Source organism: Amycolatopsis iheyensis, from assembly GCF_024703995.1.
GTDB classification, from domain to species: Bacteria; Actinomycetota; Actinomycetes; order Mycobacteriales; family Pseudonocardiaceae; genus Amycolatopsis; species Amycolatopsis iheyensis.
The window spans coordinates 263,346-280,263 of sequence record NZ_JAMXQV010000012.1; the positions used below are offsets into that span (position 1 = coordinate 263,346).

19 protein-coding genes are annotated in these 16,918 nt (G+C 71.8%); 7 read left to right on the top strand and 12 right to left on the bottom strand.

What is annotated here, in order from left to right; all coding sequences use genetic code 11:
• The first annotated feature begins 187 nt into the window (after positions 1-187).
• Positions 188-610, top strand: coding sequence for a hypothetical protein (locus tag M8542_RS23535; protein ID WP_257922376.1), 423 nt, complete (start codon positions 188-190; stop codon positions 608-610).
• On the opposite strand, the gene M8542_RS23540 is transcribed toward M8542_RS23535, so the two are convergent.
• Positions 588-2,639 (bottom strand): serine/threonine-protein kinase, encoded by a 2,052-nt coding sequence (locus M8542_RS23540; protein WP_257922377.1) that lies wholly within the window; start codon positions 2,637-2,639, stop codon positions 588-590. The two genes, M8542_RS23535 and M8542_RS23540, sit on opposite strands and share 23 nt — an antisense overlap.
• Positions 2,636-3,427, bottom strand: a complete 792-nt coding sequence (locus M8542_RS23545) for a hypothetical protein (protein ID WP_257922378.1) — start codon at positions 3,425-3,427, stop codon at positions 2,636-2,638. The genes M8542_RS23540 and M8542_RS23545 overlap by 4 nt, the downstream gene beginning before the upstream one ends.
• Positions 3,428-3,713: 286 nt before the next feature.
• On the opposite strand from M8542_RS23545, the gene M8542_RS23550 reads away from it, so the two are divergent.
• The 5 genes from M8542_RS23550 (at position 3,714) to M8542_RS23570 (ending at position 9,433) form a co-directional block, all read left to right on the top strand.
• A complete protein-coding gene (locus M8542_RS23550; RefSeq protein ID WP_257922379.1) occupies positions 3,714-4,370 on the top strand; it encodes a hypothetical protein in 657 nt (218 codons plus the stop codon).
• A gap of 78 nt (positions 4,371-4,448) precedes the next feature.
• On the top strand, positions 4,449-5,225 hold the full coding sequence (locus M8542_RS23555) for an ArsR/SmtB family transcription factor (protein ID WP_257922380.1): 777 nt from the start codon (positions 4,449-4,451) through the stop codon (positions 5,223-5,225).
• 201 nt (positions 5,226-5,426) lie between these two features.
• Entirely contained in the window at positions 5,427-6,584 is a 1,158-nt protein-coding gene (locus M8542_RS23560) for an EfeM/EfeO family lipoprotein (RefSeq protein ID WP_308210282.1), read from the top strand.
• On the top strand, positions 6,581-7,777 hold the full coding sequence (locus M8542_RS23565) for a Dyp-type peroxidase (protein ID WP_257922382.1): 1,197 nt from the start codon (positions 6,581-6,583) through the stop codon (positions 7,775-7,777). Before M8542_RS23560 ends, M8542_RS23565 begins: the two co-directional genes overlap by 4 nt.
• Before the next feature lie 33 nt (positions 7,778-7,810).
• On the top strand, positions 7,811-9,433 hold the full coding sequence (locus M8542_RS23570; RefSeq protein WP_257922383.1) for a phospholipase C: 1,623 nt from the start codon (positions 7,811-7,813) through the stop codon (positions 9,431-9,433).
• Between the two features lie 53 nt (positions 9,434-9,486).
• On the opposite strand, the gene M8542_RS23575 is transcribed toward M8542_RS23570, so the two are convergent.
• From M8542_RS23575 to M8542_RS23600, 6 genes are all read right to left on the bottom strand, one after another.
• Positions 9,487-10,059, bottom strand: a complete 573-nt coding sequence (locus M8542_RS23575; protein ID WP_257922384.1) for a dihydrofolate reductase family protein — start codon at positions 10,057-10,059, stop codon at positions 9,487-9,489.
• Between the two features lie 77 nt (positions 10,060-10,136).
• A complete protein-coding gene (locus tag M8542_RS23580; RefSeq protein ID WP_257922385.1) occupies positions 10,137-10,547 on the bottom strand; it encodes an ATP-binding protein in 411 nt (136 codons plus the stop codon).
• A 17-nt stretch (positions 10,548-10,564) separates the two neighbouring features.
• Entirely contained in the window at positions 10,565-10,924 is a 360-nt protein-coding gene (locus M8542_RS23585) for an STAS domain-containing protein (protein ID WP_257922386.1), read from the bottom strand.
• A gap of 47 nt (positions 10,925-10,971) precedes the next feature.
• Positions 10,972-11,412, bottom strand: a complete 441-nt coding sequence (locus M8542_RS23590; protein WP_257922387.1) for a response regulator — start codon at positions 11,410-11,412, stop codon at positions 10,972-10,974.
• On the bottom strand, positions 11,409-12,929 hold the full coding sequence (locus M8542_RS23595; RefSeq protein WP_257922388.1) for a sensor histidine kinase: 1,521 nt from the start codon (positions 12,927-12,929) through the stop codon (positions 11,409-11,411). The genes M8542_RS23590 and M8542_RS23595 overlap by 4 nt, the downstream gene beginning before the upstream one ends.
• Positions 12,919-14,121: a PP2C family protein-serine/threonine phosphatase gene (locus tag M8542_RS23600; RefSeq protein ID WP_257922389.1), complete on the bottom strand. Its 1,203-nt coding sequence runs from the start codon at positions 14,119-14,121 to the stop codon at positions 12,919-12,921. The genes M8542_RS23595 and M8542_RS23600 overlap by 11 nt, the downstream gene beginning before the upstream one ends.
• Before the next feature lie 196 nt (positions 14,122-14,317).
• Between M8542_RS23600 and M8542_RS23605 the strand changes: the two genes are divergently transcribed.
• Positions 14,318-14,866, top strand: a complete 549-nt coding sequence (locus tag M8542_RS23605; protein ID WP_257922390.1) for a hypothetical protein — start codon at positions 14,318-14,320, stop codon at positions 14,864-14,866.
• Here the strand turns inward: M8542_RS23605 and M8542_RS23610 are convergent.
• The 4 genes from M8542_RS23610 to M8542_RS23620 all read right to left on the bottom strand — a co-directional run bounded on the left by M8542_RS23610 (position 14,853) and on the right by M8542_RS23620 (position 16,878).
• Positions 14,853-16,013, bottom strand: coding sequence for an RNA polymerase sigma factor (locus tag M8542_RS23610; protein ID WP_308210277.1), 1,161 nt, complete (start codon positions 16,011-16,013; stop codon positions 14,853-14,855). The genes M8542_RS23605 and M8542_RS23610 overlap by 14 nt on opposite strands.
• 50 nt (positions 16,014-16,063) lie before the next feature.
• Positions 16,064-16,402 carry a YciI family protein gene (locus tag M8542_RS23615; protein ID WP_257922391.1) on the bottom strand — a complete coding sequence of 113 codons (339 nt, stop codon included), beginning with the start codon at positions 16,400-16,402 and terminating at the stop codon, positions 16,064-16,066.
• Positions 16,403-16,468: 66 nt separating this feature from the next.
• Entirely contained in the window at positions 16,469-16,648 is a 180-nt protein-coding gene (locus M8542_RS50655; RefSeq protein WP_372508584.1) for a DUF2252 family protein, read from the bottom strand.
• Positions 16,576-16,878, bottom strand: coding sequence for a DUF2252 family protein (locus M8542_RS23620; protein WP_257922392.1), 303 nt, complete (start codon positions 16,876-16,878; stop codon positions 16,576-16,578). Before M8542_RS23620 ends, M8542_RS50655 begins: the two co-directional genes overlap by 73 nt.
• Positions 16,879-16,918 lie beyond the last annotated feature (40 nt).

Sequence of the window (16,918 nt, forward strand, 5' to 3'; positions counted from 1 at the left end):
ACGCCACCCGGCAGAACACCGATTCTCACCACGCGTGCCCGGCGTCACCCACTCGCCTGAAAACCCATGCGTGACAAGGCATCCGACGGCCTGGACCGCTTCGGGTGAAGATCGCCCGCAGCCCTTCCCGGCGCCCGGAAAAGCCCTATCTTCGGATAAGGACTCGGCTCGAACCAAGGGGAACGACATGACCCAGTCGCTGGAACTCCCGGTCCAGGAATTCTGTCTCGATTGGACGCTCACGGGCGACGAAGGCGGCCGCGTCGGGGTCACGCTGTCCGGGCAGGTGTCGCTGCTCGACAACAACCGGTTCTACAAGATCGACGGCGTCGTGTACGTCACGGAGGGTGACACCGACATCCGCGCGGTCGGCAACCCGTGCCTGTCCGTACGCCGCAACGGCGTCGAGAAGTCGGGGCGGCAGTGGGGCTGGGAGATGTGCTCGGCCCGCAAGCGGCTCGGCGCGTTGACCACGATGGAGGGCTACTTCGTCCGCACGGGCTACTGGGCGCCCGCCGACCGCTCGATCCAGCTGAGCCTGTGCGCCGAAACCGGGTGGAGCCGGCGCAAGAGCTACAGCCCGCACGTCACCGTCCGGATGGTCGACTGACCACAGTGGACCGTCGCCGCGCCGCGGCGACGACGAGCCCGGCGGCCAGCGCCCCGGCGACGGCGCACCCGGCGCCGAACCCCGGCGAAGGTTCGTGCACGCGCAGCACCGAAACGCACAGCCACACGGCGGCGCCGAACAGCAGGCCGAGCACGGGCCCGCCGACCGTGGCGCCCCGCCAGCGGTGGCCGTTGCGGATGGTCCGCAGCCCGGATTCGAGGTAGGCGAGCCCGAACAGCGCCAGGATCAGGCTGCCCGCGCCCATCGCGCTGGCGAGCGGGTGCTGGCTGGTGAGCAGGGTGAAGGTCTGGGTGACCGACCCGGTCCGCACGGTGGCGGTGACGGCGCCCCCGACGATCCACCGCGCGAGCCCCGGCAGGGTGAGCTGCGCGGTGAAGCCGTTGCCGTCGGGCTTGGCGTCGGCGGCGGCGGAGCCGAGCGGAATCCCGGCGGCGGAGAGGTCGAGCGAGACCCGCCCCGGGTTCCCGGCGCCGGTGACGGCGAGCGGCTTGCTCAGGTCGACTTCGACGGGCGTGGCCACGGGCTGCCCCCCGAGGTTCAGCGAGGCCGACGCCTCGTGCGGCAGGCGCGCGGGGTTGAGCAGGGCGAGCACGACGAGGACGACCGCGGCCACCCCGGCGGCCAGCCGCAGCCAGAGCACGGCGGCTTGTGAAGCACCGGCTGCACCTTCGCCCGCCCAGCCGGAATCGCGGCCGGTGTCGGATCCGGCCGCGCCCGGGAAACCGGACCCCGCCCCCGCCCAGCCGGAATCGCGGCCACCCTCCACGCCGGCACTCGCGCCGCCAGGGCCGGCGCCGCCAGCCAGCCCGGCACTCGCGCCGCCAGGGCCGGCACCGCCAGCCAGCCCGGCACCCGAGCCAGCGCCCGCACCGCCAGGGCCGGTGCCGCCAGCCAGCCCGGCACCCGAGCCGGCACCCGCACCGCCAGCCAGGCCACCGCCCGCACCCGCACCGCCGGCCAGGCCGACCCCAGCGCCACCCGGCCCCGAAGCGGCGCCCTGAGCCGGATCCAGCGAGCCGCTCGTTGCCGCCAGTGTCGCGTTCGGGCCCGCTGGGCGCCGCACCGGGCGGGTTCGCTCCTCCCCGGGCGGTGCCGGCGCGGTCGGCGAGTTCAGGCCCGCGATCACCCTCGGCGTCAGGTGCAGCACCGGCACCCCGGAACGCTCCAGCCAGCCCGGCCCGTACACCGCGCTCGCCGCGCCGGCCAGGTCCGCCGCGAACGACTCCGCCTCGCGGTAGCGCGCGTCCAGCTCGCGGGCCAGCGCGCGCATGATCACGCCCGCGATCGGCATCGGGACCCCCGCGATCGGGCGCGGGTCGGTGAACATGTGCTGGCGCATCATGCTGATCGCGCCGCGGGTGTTGTCGAACGGCAGCTGCCCCGACAGCAGCTCGTAGAGCACCGTGCCGGCCGCGTAGACGTCGGCCGCCGGGCTCAGCGCGTTGCCCATCGCCTGCTCCGGGGCGATGTACGCCGGCGTGCCGAGGATCTCGCCGCCGTGCGTGACCAGCGTGGCGCCCTCGCTGATCACCCGCGCGATCCCGAAGTCCGCCACCTTCACCACGCCCCGCAGCGTGAACAGCAGGTTCCGCGGCTTGACGTCCAGGTGCAGCACGCCCGCCCCGTGCGCCGCGTGCAGCCCGGCGAGCATCGCCAGGCCGATCGCGCACGCCTGCTCACCGCTGACGCCGCCGCCGTGGAACCGGCTGTGCACGGTGCCGCCGTCGAGCCGCTCCATCACCAGCAGGTGCTCGCGGCCCGTCCGGACGTAGTCGTACACCGGCACGATGTGCGGGTGGTCGAGGCTGGCCAGCACCCGCGCCTCGCGGTCGAACAGCTCGCTGCTCGCCGCGTGGTTCAGCACGTCCCAGGGCAGCTGCTTGATCGCGACGCTGCGCCCGAGCGTCCGGTGCGTGCCGGCGAACACGACCCCCATGCCGCCTTCGCCGATCTCCGCCCCGATCTCGTACTGCGGCAGCGCGGCGACCAGCTCGGCCGGTGCGCTCATCGGGTGAATTCCTGCGTGGGCGGGACGGCCAGCCGCACCGTCCGGTCGCTGTCGGTGACGACCCGCGGCGGCGCCGGGTGCGGCGTCAGGTAGCCGAGCAGGAACGCGATCGCCGCGGCGCCGAGCACCACCGGCAGCTCGATCGCCGGCTCCGGCGGCACCAGCCGCAGCACCGAAAGGGTGATCACCGCGACCAGGCCGGTGCCGAACCCGGCGGGCAGGAACCGCAGGCCGCGGCGCCAGCGGTTGGGCGCCAGCCGGTGCCGGGCCAGCGCGAGCAGCGCCGTCAGCCAGGCCAGGACGGTGAGCACGAGCATCGCCAGGCCGAAGACGCCGTAGACGGACCAGACCGAGCCCCGCACGTCCGCGACCGTCGTCGCTTCGCCGAGCGTCACGCGCTGGGCGTCGAGCAGCTCGACCGACGACGGCAGCAGCCCGGTCGCCTGCCCGGCGAGGTCACCGAGGTCGAGCACGAACGTCCGGGTGACCGTGCCGCGAGCCGGCACCTCGAACGGCGCGGTCGTGTCGTAGGCGAAGAACGTCAGCGCGAGGGCGACGCCGGAGAGCCGCACGCTGCGGACCTTCACCGGGGCGTTGCCGGAGTTGGTGGCCACGACCTGGAGCTCGACCTGCTTCGCCGGGTCGATCGGGACGGTGGCGTCGGCGATCGGCTCCTTGTCGATCGAGACCCGCACGCCGAGCGAGCCGGAGTCGGCCGACGCCGGTGGCGCGCCGAGCAGCACCACGCACAAACCCAACGCAACCCCCGCCGCGATGACACGTCCCATTGGGCATCCCCTACTTGCCTTATCCGACTGGTCCGGAATGCTACAGCGAGCACACACCGGGGAGGGACGTCCGATGCGATTCGTGGTTCGGCTGTTTTTCGGCGCCGTGACCGGAACGTTGCTGCTGCTCGTGACCGCAGGAACGGGCAACGCACAGGTTCCGCCTTCGGTTGGTTTGAAACCGTCAACCGGTCCGGCGGGCAGTTCTTTCACGATTTCGTGGAACGGTTTCGCGGTGTGCCGGATCATCAATTTCTTCTGGGACGGCACCTCGCTCGGTTCGAAAGTGGCACCGGCGACCAGCGGGCAGTTCGGCACCGCCGTACCCGCGGGCGCGGCGCCGGGCGCGCACACGGTCACCGCGACCTGCACGAGCCAGAAGGAAACCGCCAGCGGCACCTTCACGGTCACCGGCGTCACCACGACCACCCCGCCGCCACCGACCACCACCACGCCTCCGCCCGTCACCACGCGCCCGACGCGGCCCAGCGTCACCACGACCCCGCCGAGCACGACCACCACCCCACCGCCGACCACCACGACCACCCCGCCGACGTCGACCACCCCCACGACCCCCGGCACCCCGACGACCACCAGCACCGAGCCGAAGCCCGGCGAACTGGTGCTCGACCACCCGAGCGTCCAGCCCGGCGACGAGCTGTCGGCGTCCGGAAAGGGCTGCGAGCCGAGCCGGATGGTCACGCTGACCTCCGACGGCGCCGAGGTCGGCTCCGCCTACACCGACGCCACCGGGGCCTTCACCGCGGCGGTCGAGTTCACCCGGATCGAGGCCGGGCCGCACACCGTCATCGCGGAGTGCGGGGTGCGGCTGACCGGGGCCGTCGAGCAGGTCGTGACGCGCTCGTCCGGCGGGCAGACCGGCACGCTGGTCGTCCTCGTGTTCTTCGTGCTGGCCGGCATCACGGCGCTCCGCTTCCGCTGACCCCCGGTTGACATGCAGCCTGACAGCTGCCTATCGTGGGATAGGCAGCCAGTTGGCTGCATGTCGAGGGAAGGCGCGATGGACGAGGTGTTCAAGGCGCTGGCCGACCCCAGCCGCCGCCAGCTGCTGGACGTGCTCAACGAGCGCAACGGCCAGACCCTGCGCGAGCTGTGCGCGGGCCTGACCATGGCCCGCCAGTCGGTGAGCAAGCACCTGGCCGTGCTCGAGGCGGCCGGCCTGGTCACCACGAGCCGGCGCGGCCGGGAAAAGCTGCACCACCTCGACGCCGCGCCGATCAACGCGATCGCCGAGCGCTGGATGAACCGCTACGACCGCCGGCGGGCCGGAGCGCTCGCCGACCTCAAACGAGCTTTGGAGGCCGAGCCGATGAACGAATTCGCCTACACCACCTACATCAACACCACCCCGGAAAAGCTCTGGCAAGCGCTTACCGAACCGGCTTTCACCGCGCAGTACTGGGGTGTCTCCTTCGAAACGGACTGGACGAAGGGCTCGCCGATGGCCTGGGTGGAAAGCGGTGCGAAAACCAGTCACCCCGAACAGGTCGTCCTGGAATCGGATCCGCACCGCCGCCTTTCCTACACCTGGCACACCTTCACCGCGGAATGGGCGAAAGCCAATGGGATCGACGACGAAACGCTCGCGAAACTGCAGGCGGAAAGCCGCTCGAAAGTCACCTTCACCCTCGAACCGCACGGGGAAATGGTGAAGCTGACCGTGCTGCATGACGGCTTCGACGACAACAGCACGACGCTCGCGATGTGCAGCCAGGGCTGGCCCGCCCTGCTCTCCAGCCTGAAGACGCTGCTGGAGACCGGCGTCCCCCTTCCGTGAGCGCGACCAATCGGACCAAACCGACAGATCTGGCACAGGTATAAGTCTGAATCCTCCCTCTTTCGTGGTCGCCTCGCCGAAGTCCCGGTGAATTTCCTACTCTCGGCGTCCTCCGTTGCGGTTTTCCCGGCGTTAGGCTCGCATAATCCGTGACCGGGAATGGTCCGATCGAGTGACGGGAGAGCGTGCGTGCCGGGGACTGTGCGTACTCGCTGGATCGTGGCGGCCGTGGTCGTGGCCGCCGCGGCGGGTGCTGTCGTGGCGTTCTGGCCCGACAGTGCTACCGCCGGCGATCCCGAGATCGCGGTGTCGCGCTCGGCGTGCGGCACCGGCTGGAGTGACCCGAAGCCCGGGCCGCAGACGTTCCGCCTGCACAACACCGGCTCCGTGACGGCCGAGGTCGACCTGATCGACCCGGCGACCGGCGTGATCTACGGCGAGGTCGAAGGCCTCGGCCCGGCCACGACCCGGCCGCTGCAGGTCAACCTCGGCAACGGCAGCTACGCGTTCCGCTGCCTGCCCGAAGACGCCGGCGCGATCGTCGGGCCGGCCGTGCAGGTCAGCGGCGGCGCCGCGCGGACCGGGCCGGGGGTCGCCCCGGTGACGCACAACGACCTGCTCGGGCCGCTCAAGGCCTACCAGGCGCACGTCACGACCGGCCTCGGCGAGCTGGTCGCGAACACCGGCGCGCTGAAGAACGCGATCCACGGCAGCGACCGCGCGGCGAGCGAGGCCGCCTGGCTGACCGCGCACCTGACCTACGAACGCCTCGGCGCGGCCTACGACGCGTTCGGCGACTCCGACGGCGCCCTCAACGGCACCGCCGACGGCCTCCCCGACGGCACGGCCGACGCGGGCTTCACCGGCTTCCACCGCCTCGAACAGGGCCTCTGGCACGGCGAAGACCTCGGCGCGCTCGGCGCCGTCGCCGACCAGCTGGACACCGACGCCCGCGCGCTGCAGGCGTCCTTCGGCGACAGCCAGGTCGACGGGAACGACCTCGGGCTGCGCGCGCACGAGATCATGGAGAACACGCTGCAGTTCGAACTCACCGGCCGCACCGACTACGGCAGCGGCACGAACCTCGCCACGGCCCGCGCCAACCTCGACGGCACCCGCGCGGTGCTCGACGTGCTGCGCCCGCTGCTCACCCCGCGCTACCCGGACCTGGCCAAAGTGGACACCTGGCTGACGCGCACGCAGACCACTTTGGACGCTCAGCGGCACCCGGACGGCAGCTGGACGCCGTTGGCGCAGCTGCCGCAGAAACAACGGCAGAAGCTGAACGCCGACGTCAATGAGCTGAGCGAGCTGCTGGCCCCGATCGCGGCGATCGCCGAGCCGAGGAGGGTCTCGTGACGGACCTCCCCCGCCGCTCCTTCCTGCGCCGGGCCGCGGTGGGCGCCGGCCTGACCGTCGCCGCCGGGGCCGGGCTCGGCGCGTCCGCCGCGGTCACCGATCCCACGGCGCCGGTGCCGTTCCACGGCCGGAACCAGGCCGCGATCCTGCGGGTGCCGCCGACGCAGACGATCGTCGCGTCCTTCGACGTCGTCGCCGAGTCGAAGGCCGAGCTCACCGACCTGTTCCGCGCGGTCACCGACCGGGCCCGGTTCCTCACCGGCGGCGGCGCGCCCGCCGCGCTGGGCATCACCGCGCCACCCGCCGACTCCGGCGTGCTGGGGCCGGTCGTGCCGGGTGGCGACCTGGGGGTGGTCCTCGGCGTCGGCTCGTCGCTGTTCGACGACCGGTTCGGGCTGGCGAAGGCCAAGCCCGCCAAGCTGAAGCCGATGACGATGTTCCCGAACGACGCGCTGGACCCGGCGCAGTGCCACGGCGACCTCAGCCTGACGCTCTCGGCGAACTCCACCGACACGGTCCTGCACGCGCTGCGCGACATCGCCCGCGCGACCCGCGGCGGCATGCAGCTGCGCTGGAAGCTCAACGGCTTCAGCTCACCGCCGCGCCCGGCCGGGACCCCGCGGAACCTGATGGGCTTCAAGGACGGCACCGCGAACCCCGAAGAGGCCGACTTCGACCGTCTCGTGTGGACCGGCGCCGGGGAGCCGGCGTGGGCCGCGGGCGGCAGCTACCAGGTGGTCCGGCTGATCCGGATGCTCGTCGAGTTCTGGGACCGGGTTTCGCTGGCCGAGCAGGAGAACATGTTCGGCCGCCGCCGCGACACCGGCGCGCCGCTCGACGGCACGCAGGAGACGGACGTCCCGAAGTACGCCGACGACCCGATCGGCACGGTGATCCCGCTGACCAGCCACATCCGCAAGGCCAACCCGCGCACGCCGGAGACCGACGCCAGCCGGATCCTGCGCCGCGCGGTCAACTACGACCGCGGTGTCGACACCAACGGCAACCTCGACATGGGCCTGATCTTCGTCTGCTACCAGCAGGATCTGGAGCGCCAGTTCGAGGCGACCCAGACGCGGCTGGCCGACGAACCCCTCACCGACTACATCTCCCCGTTCGGCGGCGGCTACTTCTTCGCGCTGCCGGGCGTCACCGGCCCGGACGACCACTTCGGCCGCGCTCTACTCGCCTGAGCCGCGAACCCACCACCACGAAAGGAATCCACTGTGGACAAGAGAACCCGCCGGCGACGGCGTGGCCTGCTCGGCGCCGGGGCACTGGCCTCGGTCGCCACACTGGCCATCGTCACCGGCTCCGCGTCTACCACGGCGGAGGCCCAGCCGCTGAACCTGTTCCCCGCCCACTGGATCCCGACGGCGACGCCGATCAAGCACGTCGTCGTCATCTTCGGCGAGAACATCGCGTTCGACCACTACTTCGGCACCTACCCGAACGCGGCCAACACCGACGGCACGCCGTTCCAGGCCGCGCGCAACACCCCGAAGGTCAACGGCCTGGACCACAAGCTGCTGACGGACAACCCGAACGCCTACAACCCGAAGCGCCTGACCCACGAGCAGGCGCTGACCTGCGACCAGAACCACAACTACGGCGCGGAGCAGGCCGCCTTCAACGGCGGCAAGATGGACAAGTTCGTCGAGAAGACCGAGACGGACAAGTGCACCGGCCAGCCGGTGCTGTTCGGCGAGCCCGGCCTGGTGATGGACTACTTCGACGGCAACACCGTCACCGGCATGTGGAACTACGCGCAGCACTACGCGCTGAACGACAACTCGTTCGACACGAACTTCGGGCCCTCGACGCCGGGTGCGATCAACCTGATCTCGGGCAACACCCACGGCGTCCAGGCCGTCGACTCGGTGACCCATGAGCCGGTCAGCGACGCGTACGCGGTGCAGTCGCCGGACGCGAACGGCGTCGGCACGATGATCAACGACCCGGACCCGGCGTGGGACGACTGCTCGGACAAGAACCACACGAGCACCGACAACCTGGCCACCATGCACGGCCGCAACGTCGGTGACCTGCTCAACCAGCGCCACGTCACCTGGGGCTGGTTCCAGGGCGGCTTCCGCCCGACCGGCACCGCGAACGGCTACTCGGTCTGCGGCCAGACCCACACCAACATCGGCGGCAACGCCGCGGTGGACTACAGCCCGCACCACGAGCCGTTCCAGTACTACCCGTCGACGGCGAACCCGAAGCACCTGCCGCCGTCGTCGGTGCAGGCGATCGGGCAGACCGACCGCGCGAACCACCAGTACGACATCTCGGACTTCAACGACTCGCTCAAGGCCGGCTCGATGCCCGCGGTGAGCTTCCTGAAGGCCCCGGAGTACCAGGACGGCCACGCGGGCTACTCGGACCCGCTGGACGAGCAGCAGTTCGTGGTCAGCGAGATCAACAAGATCCAGCAGTCCCCGGACTGGAAGTCCACGGCGATCGTGCTGGCCTACGACGACTCCGACGGCTGGTACGACCACCAGAAGTCGCCGATCGTCAACGGCTCGCACGACGCGTCGCAGGACCAGGCGGTGTGCACGGGCAAGCCGACGAAGGTGGGCACGTACGCGGACCGCTGCGGCTACGGCCCGCGGCTGCCGCTGCTGGTGATCTCGCCCTACAGCAAGGTGAACCACGTCGACCACACGCAGACGGACCAGACCTCGGTGCTGAAGTTCATCGAGGACAACTGGTTCGCCGGCCGCATCGGCGACTCGTCGTTCGACTCCCGGGCCGGGTCGCTGACCGGCATGTTCAACTTCTGGTGGCCGGAGGCGAAGGCGGTCACGCTCGACCCGAAGACCGGCGCCGTCACCCACCGGTAAGCGGTCGTGAGTGGTTGGGGCGGTTCTAACCGCCCCGACCACTCACGACCCGCTCAGCCGTGCAGGGTGGGGCGGTAGACCAGCACCTGGGTGTTGCCGTCGAAGGTGTGGCTCTCCAGCAGCTCGAGGTCGAGGTCGGGGGCGTCACCGAAGATCGGGCGGATGCCGGTCTTGCCGGTGATCACCGGAAAGACCGTCACCTGGACGCGGTCGACCAGGCCGGCGGCCAGCAACGACTGGTTCAACGTCAGGCTGCCGTGCGAGCGCAGCGGCACCGCGGACTCCTTCTTGAGCCGGGTGACGACGTCGACGGCGTCGCCGGCGGCGACCGTCGCGTCCGGCCAGTCGAGCGGCTCGCGCAGCGTGCTCGACACCACCGTCGCCGGCAGGCTCCGCAGCCGGGTGACCCACGGGTCCAGCACCTCGGGGTCGATCCCGCCCAGCATCTCGACGTTGTCCCGGAACGTCGTGGCGCCGAAGACCATCCGCTGCTCGTCGCGGTAGGTCTCGAGGCGGTGCGCGAGGAACTCCGGGCCCTGCTTGCCCCAGTAGCCACCCCAGTCGCCGGTGTGGGAGCCGAAGCCGTCGAGGCTGCAGAAGATGTCGAAGGTGTAGGTCGCGGTCATGGTGTCCTCCTCGGTGGGGGTCTCTCACCATGGCTACGAACGCGCCCGGCGCCGTTCGACACCCGCCGCGAAAAAATTCAGGCCGGCGCCAGATCCCAGCCCAGGGTGACGACCGTGCCGCCGTCGCCGGAGGAGATGTCGGCCCGGTCCGCGCTCGCCCGCAGCAGCAGCAAGCCGCGGCCCCGCGGGGAGACCGGACGCGGGTCCGGCACCGGCCGCCGCCACTTCCCGTGGTCGGAGATGACCACTTCGAGCCGGTCGGGGAACACCGACGCGTCGAGGTCGACCAGGCCGCCGTCCGCGCCGTCGTAGGCGTGGTCGGCGACGTTGGCCAGCGCCTCGTAGCTGGCCAGCACGATGTCCCGGGCCCGGGCCGCGTCGACGCCGGCCGCCAGCACCCACGCCGTCAGCTCGTGGCGCAGCCGCCGCAGCGCCTCGGGCACGGCCCGCACGCCGTGGCTGCGGAACGGGCCGGCGGATTCACGCATCTGTTCCTCCGGGGCCGTCACGGGCGGAGCGCTTCGTCGACCGTCGCGTGGATGCCGATCCACGTGTCGAGCCCGGTGGTCTTCAACGGTCCCGTCGTGACCGCGGAGTCGCTGACCACGCGCAGCGCGCGCTCGGCCAGCCCGCGCTGGGCGGACGCGAGCACCTGCAGGCCCGCCGAGCAGAAGAACGTCACCGCACGCAGGTCGACCACCACCACCTCGGGCCCCTCGGCCAGCACGGTGTCGACGGCTTCCTCGAACTCCGGCGCGCTGAGCAGGTCGATCTCCCCCGCCACGCGCAGCACGGCGGCCTTGCCCCGCCACTCGAGCGTGACCACCAGCTCGAGGGCGGGAAAATCCCGTGATGAAGAGGTCACGGCCCCTTATCGTGCCCCAATCGCCGCCACCGCGCCAACGACGCGGGTCACCGGTGCGGGAGCTGCACGACGGTGACCCAGAACTCGTCGATCTTCCGGACCACCTCGACGAACTTCTCGAAGTCGACCGGCTTGGTGACGTAGGCGTTGGCGTGCAGGTCGTAGCTGCGCACGATGTCCTCCTCCGCCTCGGACGTCGTCAGCACGACCACCGGGATGGTGCGCAGGTCCGGGTCCTGCTTGATGTCGCCCAGCAGCTCCCGGCCGTCCTTGCGGGGCAGGTTGAGGTCGAGCAGGATCAGCCCCGGCCGCGGCACCGCCGCGAACCGCCCTTCCCGCTTGAGGAACTCGAGCGCCTCGACGCCGTCGCTCACGACGTGCAGGGCGTTGCGGATCTTGTGGTGCTCGAACGCTTCCCGCGTCATCAGCACGTCGCCGGGGTCGTCCTCGACGAGCAGGATGTCGATCGGAACAGTCGCCTGCGTCATGCGTCTCCATCGTCCTCGGCGGCCGGCAGGGTGAAGCGGATCGTGGTGCCCTCGGCCTCGGTGTCGAGCCAGATCCGGCCGCCGTGGTGCTCGACGATCCGGCGGCACAGGGCCAGGCCGATGCCGGTGCCCGGGTAGGCGCTGCGGGTGTGCAGCCGCTGGAACAGCGCGAAGATCCGTTCGGCGTACTCGGCTTCGATGCCGATCCCGTTGTCCCGCACCGCGAACATCCAGTCGGCGCCGTCGCGTTCCGCGCTGACCCGCACCTCCGGCGGCGCCTCGCCCTTGAACTTCAGCGCGTTGCCGATCAGGTTCTGGAACACGGCCGTCATCAACGCCGGCTCGACGCGCACCTCGGGCAGCTCGCCGCGGTCGACCTTGCCACCGCTGAGGGAGAGCGCGACCTCGAGGTTCGCGACCGCGTCGTCGACCAGCCGGCCCGCGTCGACGACAACGTGCTCGCCCGGCTTCCGGCCGACGCGGGAGAACGCCAGCAGGTCGTTGATCAGGACCTGCATGCGTTTCGCGCCGTCGACGGCGTACTCGATGTACTGCTCGCCACGCTCGTCCAGCAGGCCCTGGTAGCGCTTCTGCAGCAGCTGGCAGAAGCTGGCCACCTTCCGCAGCGGCTCCTGCAGGTCGTGCGAAGCGACGTAGGCGAACTGCTCGAGGTCGGCGTTGGACCGCTCCAGCTCACGCGTCCGCTTGTCCAGCATCGCGTGCGCCCGCTCGAGCTCGGCGACCTCGTCGAGGATCCGCAGCCGCATGACCTCGACGTCGGCGCCGAGCTGGGCGATCTCGCGGGGGCCGCTGCCGTTCACCGCACGGTGGACGTCCTGGTCGGCGACCTGGCGGACCTCGCCGGCCAGCCGCAGGATGGGCCGGGTGATGACCTGCCGCAAGCCGAGGAACAGCACCACGAACAGCAGCACGACCAGCACCGCGATGGCGATCAGCATGGCGGTCAGGAAGCTGCCCGCGCCGTCGAGGTCGGCCCGGCCGGTATCGCGGACGGCGGTGAGGTGCTCGAACTGGGTGTCCAGCGCCCGGCGCACCACGTCGAACAGGGTCCGGCCGCGCTCGATCTGCGCCGGGGTGAGCGGGCTCGCGCCGGGCTCGACGCTGGGCGCCGCCGCGGCCTGCCAGGTGGTGGCCGCGTGCAGGACGCTCTCCAGGTCGTCGCCAGCCTGCGTGCCGGGGAGGGCGCCGAGCTCGCGCAGCTGGGTGACGGCGGTGCCCTGCGCCTGCCGCCCTTCGTTGTACGGGGTGAGGAAGTCGGGCCGGCGGCCGAGCTGGTAGCCGCGGATGCCGGTTTCCTGGTTCAGTAGCGCGGTCGACAGCTGCGTCGCGGCCAGCCGCTGGGGCCCGATGACGTCGAGGAGGCTGTTGCGTGCTTCGGTGAGGTTGTTCAGCGCGATCGCGCCGCCGGCCAGGGCCGCGAGCAGCAGCACCGCTTCGGCGGCGGCGAACAGGGTCAGCCACCGGCGGATCGGCCAGCCGCGTGCCTCAGCGCTCATCGGCCGTCCTCCGTGGATCGTGGTTCAGCAGCGCGAGGGCGACGTCGTCGTCAAGCGGGCCGGAGTTGAGGCGTTCGGCGCGGGCGATCAGCTCATCGAGCAGGTCCGTGCCGCCGAGGCCGGTCTCGCGCCGGATGGCGAGCACGATGTCGGCCATCCGCTCGTGCCCGAGCCGTTCCGAACCGGCGCCGACGCGGCCTTCGAACACGCCGTCGGTGTAGAGCAGCAGCGACCACCCGGGGTCGAGCGGCACCTCGAGCGCCTCCCACTTCGTGCCTTCGACGACGCCGAGCGGGACGCCGAGGCGTGCGCCGGAAAGCAGGTGCCCGTCGCCGGGGGTGAGCAGCAGCGGCGGGAGGTGCCCGGCCAGCGAAAGGCGCAGGGACCGCCGGTCCGGCGCGACGACGACCATGCAGACCGTGGCGAACAGCGGCTCGATCCGCTCGTGCACCAGCACCCGTTCGACCATGCTGAGCACGTCGGCCATCGGCAGGCCGGCCATCACCAGCGAGCGCCACGCGATCCGCAGCGCGACACCGAGCGCGGCCTCGTCCGGGCCGTGCCCGCAGACGTCGCCGATCATCATGTGGACCGAGCCGTCGGCGAGCTCGACCGCGTCGTAGAAGTCGCCGCCGAGCAGGGATCCGTTGCGGCCCGGGCGATAGCGGGACGCCAGGTCGAGGTGCGGGTCGCGCAGCAGCGGGACGGGCAGCAGCCCGCGTTCGAGCCGCGCGTTCTCCCGCGCCAGCAGCTGCTGCTGCAGGAACTGCTGCTCGACCTGCTCGGCGCGCTTGCGTTCGCGGGCGAACCGCAGCGCCTTCACCAGCAGCGGCCCGTCGACCTGGTCCTTGACGAGGTAGTCCTGCGCGCCGGCGGCGACCGCGGCGACGCCGGTGGCCTGGTCGTGCTGCCCGGTCAGGACGACGATCGCGACACCGGGCGCGTACTGGCCGAGGCGGGTCAGGCCGCCGAGGCCCATCGCGTCGGGCAGTTGCAGGTCGAGCACGACGCAGTCGGCGGTGAGCGGCTCGGCCAGCGCCGCGGCGAGCGTCTCGACGCGCTCCAGCGAGAACGCCACCGCCGTGTCGGCCAGCATCTCCTCGACGAGCAGCGCGTCGCCGTCGTCGTCCTCGATCAGCAGCACGCGCAAGCGGGTGCCGGAGTCCCACGATGAGTCCTGCGCGGTGGTCACCGGCTTCTCCCGTTCGGCTGCGTGCGAGCCAGCACATCCCGACGATCACCCTAGCGGCACCGGCGGCGGCCGCCTACGGCCGCGAAACCGGTCCCACCGGGGTAGCGATTTATAGCACCCCGGTGGGGCACCGGGTGCGTAACGGTTCGGCGCACGACCGTGCCGCGACCGCGTGTCCCGGGCCTACCCTGCGCGCATGGCCGAATCGCAGGGGGGCGGCGAGGGGATTCCGCCGCGGTACTTCCCGCCGGCGCCGCCGTACGCGGCCGCCCCGGTCGAGCGGCCGGAGCCGGTCCGGCGCGCCGCGTTCGCCTGGTGGGGCGCGGTCGTGTGCTGGTTCCTCGGCTCGCTGCTCAGCCAGCTGCTGGACAGCACCCTCTTCCGGTTCACGATGACCGAATCCGGGTCGGCCGGCGACGGCTCCGTGGTCACCAGGACGACGCAAGGTCCGCTCCCCGCCGACATCGCGGTGGTCACGTTCCTGCTGCTGGGCGGGCTGTGGGCCCTGCTGGTGCACGGGATGTACCGCGGCGCGGGCTGGGCACGCAGGCTGCTGGCGATCGCCGGCGTGCTGGGCGTCCTCAACGTGGTGATCCAGCTGCTCGTGCTCGCGAGCGCGGACCCGATGCGGAGTGGCGACATCGCACACCTGGTGTTCTTCCTGGGCACGCTGGGCCTGTCGATCACCGGCTGGGTCCTGATGTACCGGGACGGCGCCGCGCCGTACTTCGTCAGGCGCCGCTGAGGCGCGCGGCGAGGAACTCCTGCTCGACGGCGTTGCCGCTCAACGCGAGCGCGGCCCGGTACGCCTCGGCCGCTTCGGCGTCGCGGCCGAGGCGGTGCAGGAGGTCCGCCTTCGTGGCGGGCAGGTAGCGGTAGCCGGCGAGTCGGTCGTCGGTCTCCAGGCGGGCGATCTCGCCGAGGGCCGCCTCCGGGCCGGCCACCATCGACAGCGCGACCGCGCGGTTGAGCGCCACCACCGGTGACGGCCACAGCCGCAGCAGCACGTCGTACAGGGTCAGGATCTGCGGCCAGTCGGTCTCGGCGAAGCTCGGCGCCTGCGCGTGCAACGCGGCGATGGCGGCCTGGACGCTGAACCGCCCGGGCGGGCCGCCCTTCAGCGCTTCGACGACGAGCCGGTCGGCTTCGGCGACCATCGCGGTGTCCCAGCGGGAGCGGTCCTGGTCCTCCAGCCGCAGGAGACGGCCTGCGTCGTCCACGCGGGTGGCGCGGCGGGCCTGGTGGACGAGCAGGAGCGCGAGCAGCCCGGCGACCTCGGTGTCGGCGGGTAGCAGGGCCCGCAGCATCCGCGCCAGGTCCAGCGCGCGGCCGGTCAGCTCGTCGCGCACCAGGTCGTCGCCCGTGGGCGCGGTGTGCCCGGCCGAGTAGAGCAGGTGCAGCACGGTCAGCACGACCGACACCCGCGCGGGCAGGTCTTCGGGCGAGGGCACCGCGTACGGGATCCGCGCGGCGGCGATCTTCTTCTTGGCGCGGGTGAGCCGCGCGGCCATCGTCGGCTCGGGCACCAGGAACGCGTGCGCGATGTCGGCCGTCGCGACCCCGCACACCAGCCGCAGCGTCAGCGCGATCTGGGCTTCCTGCGCCAGCGCCGGGTGGCAGCAGGTGAAGACGAGCCGCAGCCGGTCGTCCGGGATCGGCTCGGGCGGCTCGTCGACGTCCGGCTCGACCAGCAGCGGCAGCTTGCGCCGCACCACTTCCCGGTGCCGGACGACATTGAGCGCCCGCCGGCGCGCGACCGTGGTCAGCCACGCGCCGGGCCGCGCCGGGACGCCGTCGCTCTCCCAGCGCTTCAGGGCCTGGAGGTACGCGTCCTGGACGGCCTCTTCGGCTTCGTCGAGGTCGCGCGTGACGCGCACCGTCGCGGCGAGCACGTAGGCCCACTCGCGACGGTGCGCCTCGGCGACGGCGTCGGCGACCGAGCTCAGTCCGGCACCACCTGGAAGTCGACCAGCGGCCGGACCTCGATGCCGCCTTCGACGACCGGCGTCAGCTTCGCGCAGGCCAGCGCGTGGTCGAGGTCGCGGGCCTCCAGGACGTACACCCCGGCCAGCACCTCCTTGGTCTCCACGAACGGCCCGTCGGTGACCAGGTCGCCGCGGATCGCCGTGGCCGTCTCGTTCGGCTGCAACGCCAGGCCCGCCGTCACCTTGCCGCCCTTCGAGGCGATCAGGTCCGGCAGTCCCAGGTGCCGGTCCATGATCTCCTTCGGCAGGTCTTCGGGGGCGACGCGCTCGTAGATCAGCACCGCGTACTGCGCCATGTCCGGTTCCTCTCGGTTCTGGGTCCTTTCCTACCCCGTCCCGCGAGAAGGCACGAATTCGACAGCTCAGAACAACGCGAGCAGGCGGCCGACGTCGCGGACGGTGTCGTCCCAGACCGCCGACGACGTCAGGTCGCCGATCTCCAGGTCCTCGGCGAACGGCGACTTCTCCTTCACCAGCACCGGCGTGCTCCCGACGCTCGCCCAGCCGGCCAGCGGGTCGGACTGGTTGGCGAGCCAGCGCAGGGCGCCGGGTCGACCTCCTGCTTGACCTCGAGGATCCGGTCGTCGGACGCCGCGGACGTGTCGCCCTCGACGAGCACGTACCAGCGGAACCGGCCGAGGCTGCCGGTGCCCGCGCCGGTCCGCCGCCGCACGTCCTTCACGACGGCTTCCGACGTCTTCAGCAGCTGGCCGGCGGTGGTGCGGTAGGCGGCGATCGCGTCGACGAGCTGCGTACGCGTCGCGGCGGACACCGTCTGCAGCTCCGGATCCGGCTTGGTCCACTTCGCGACG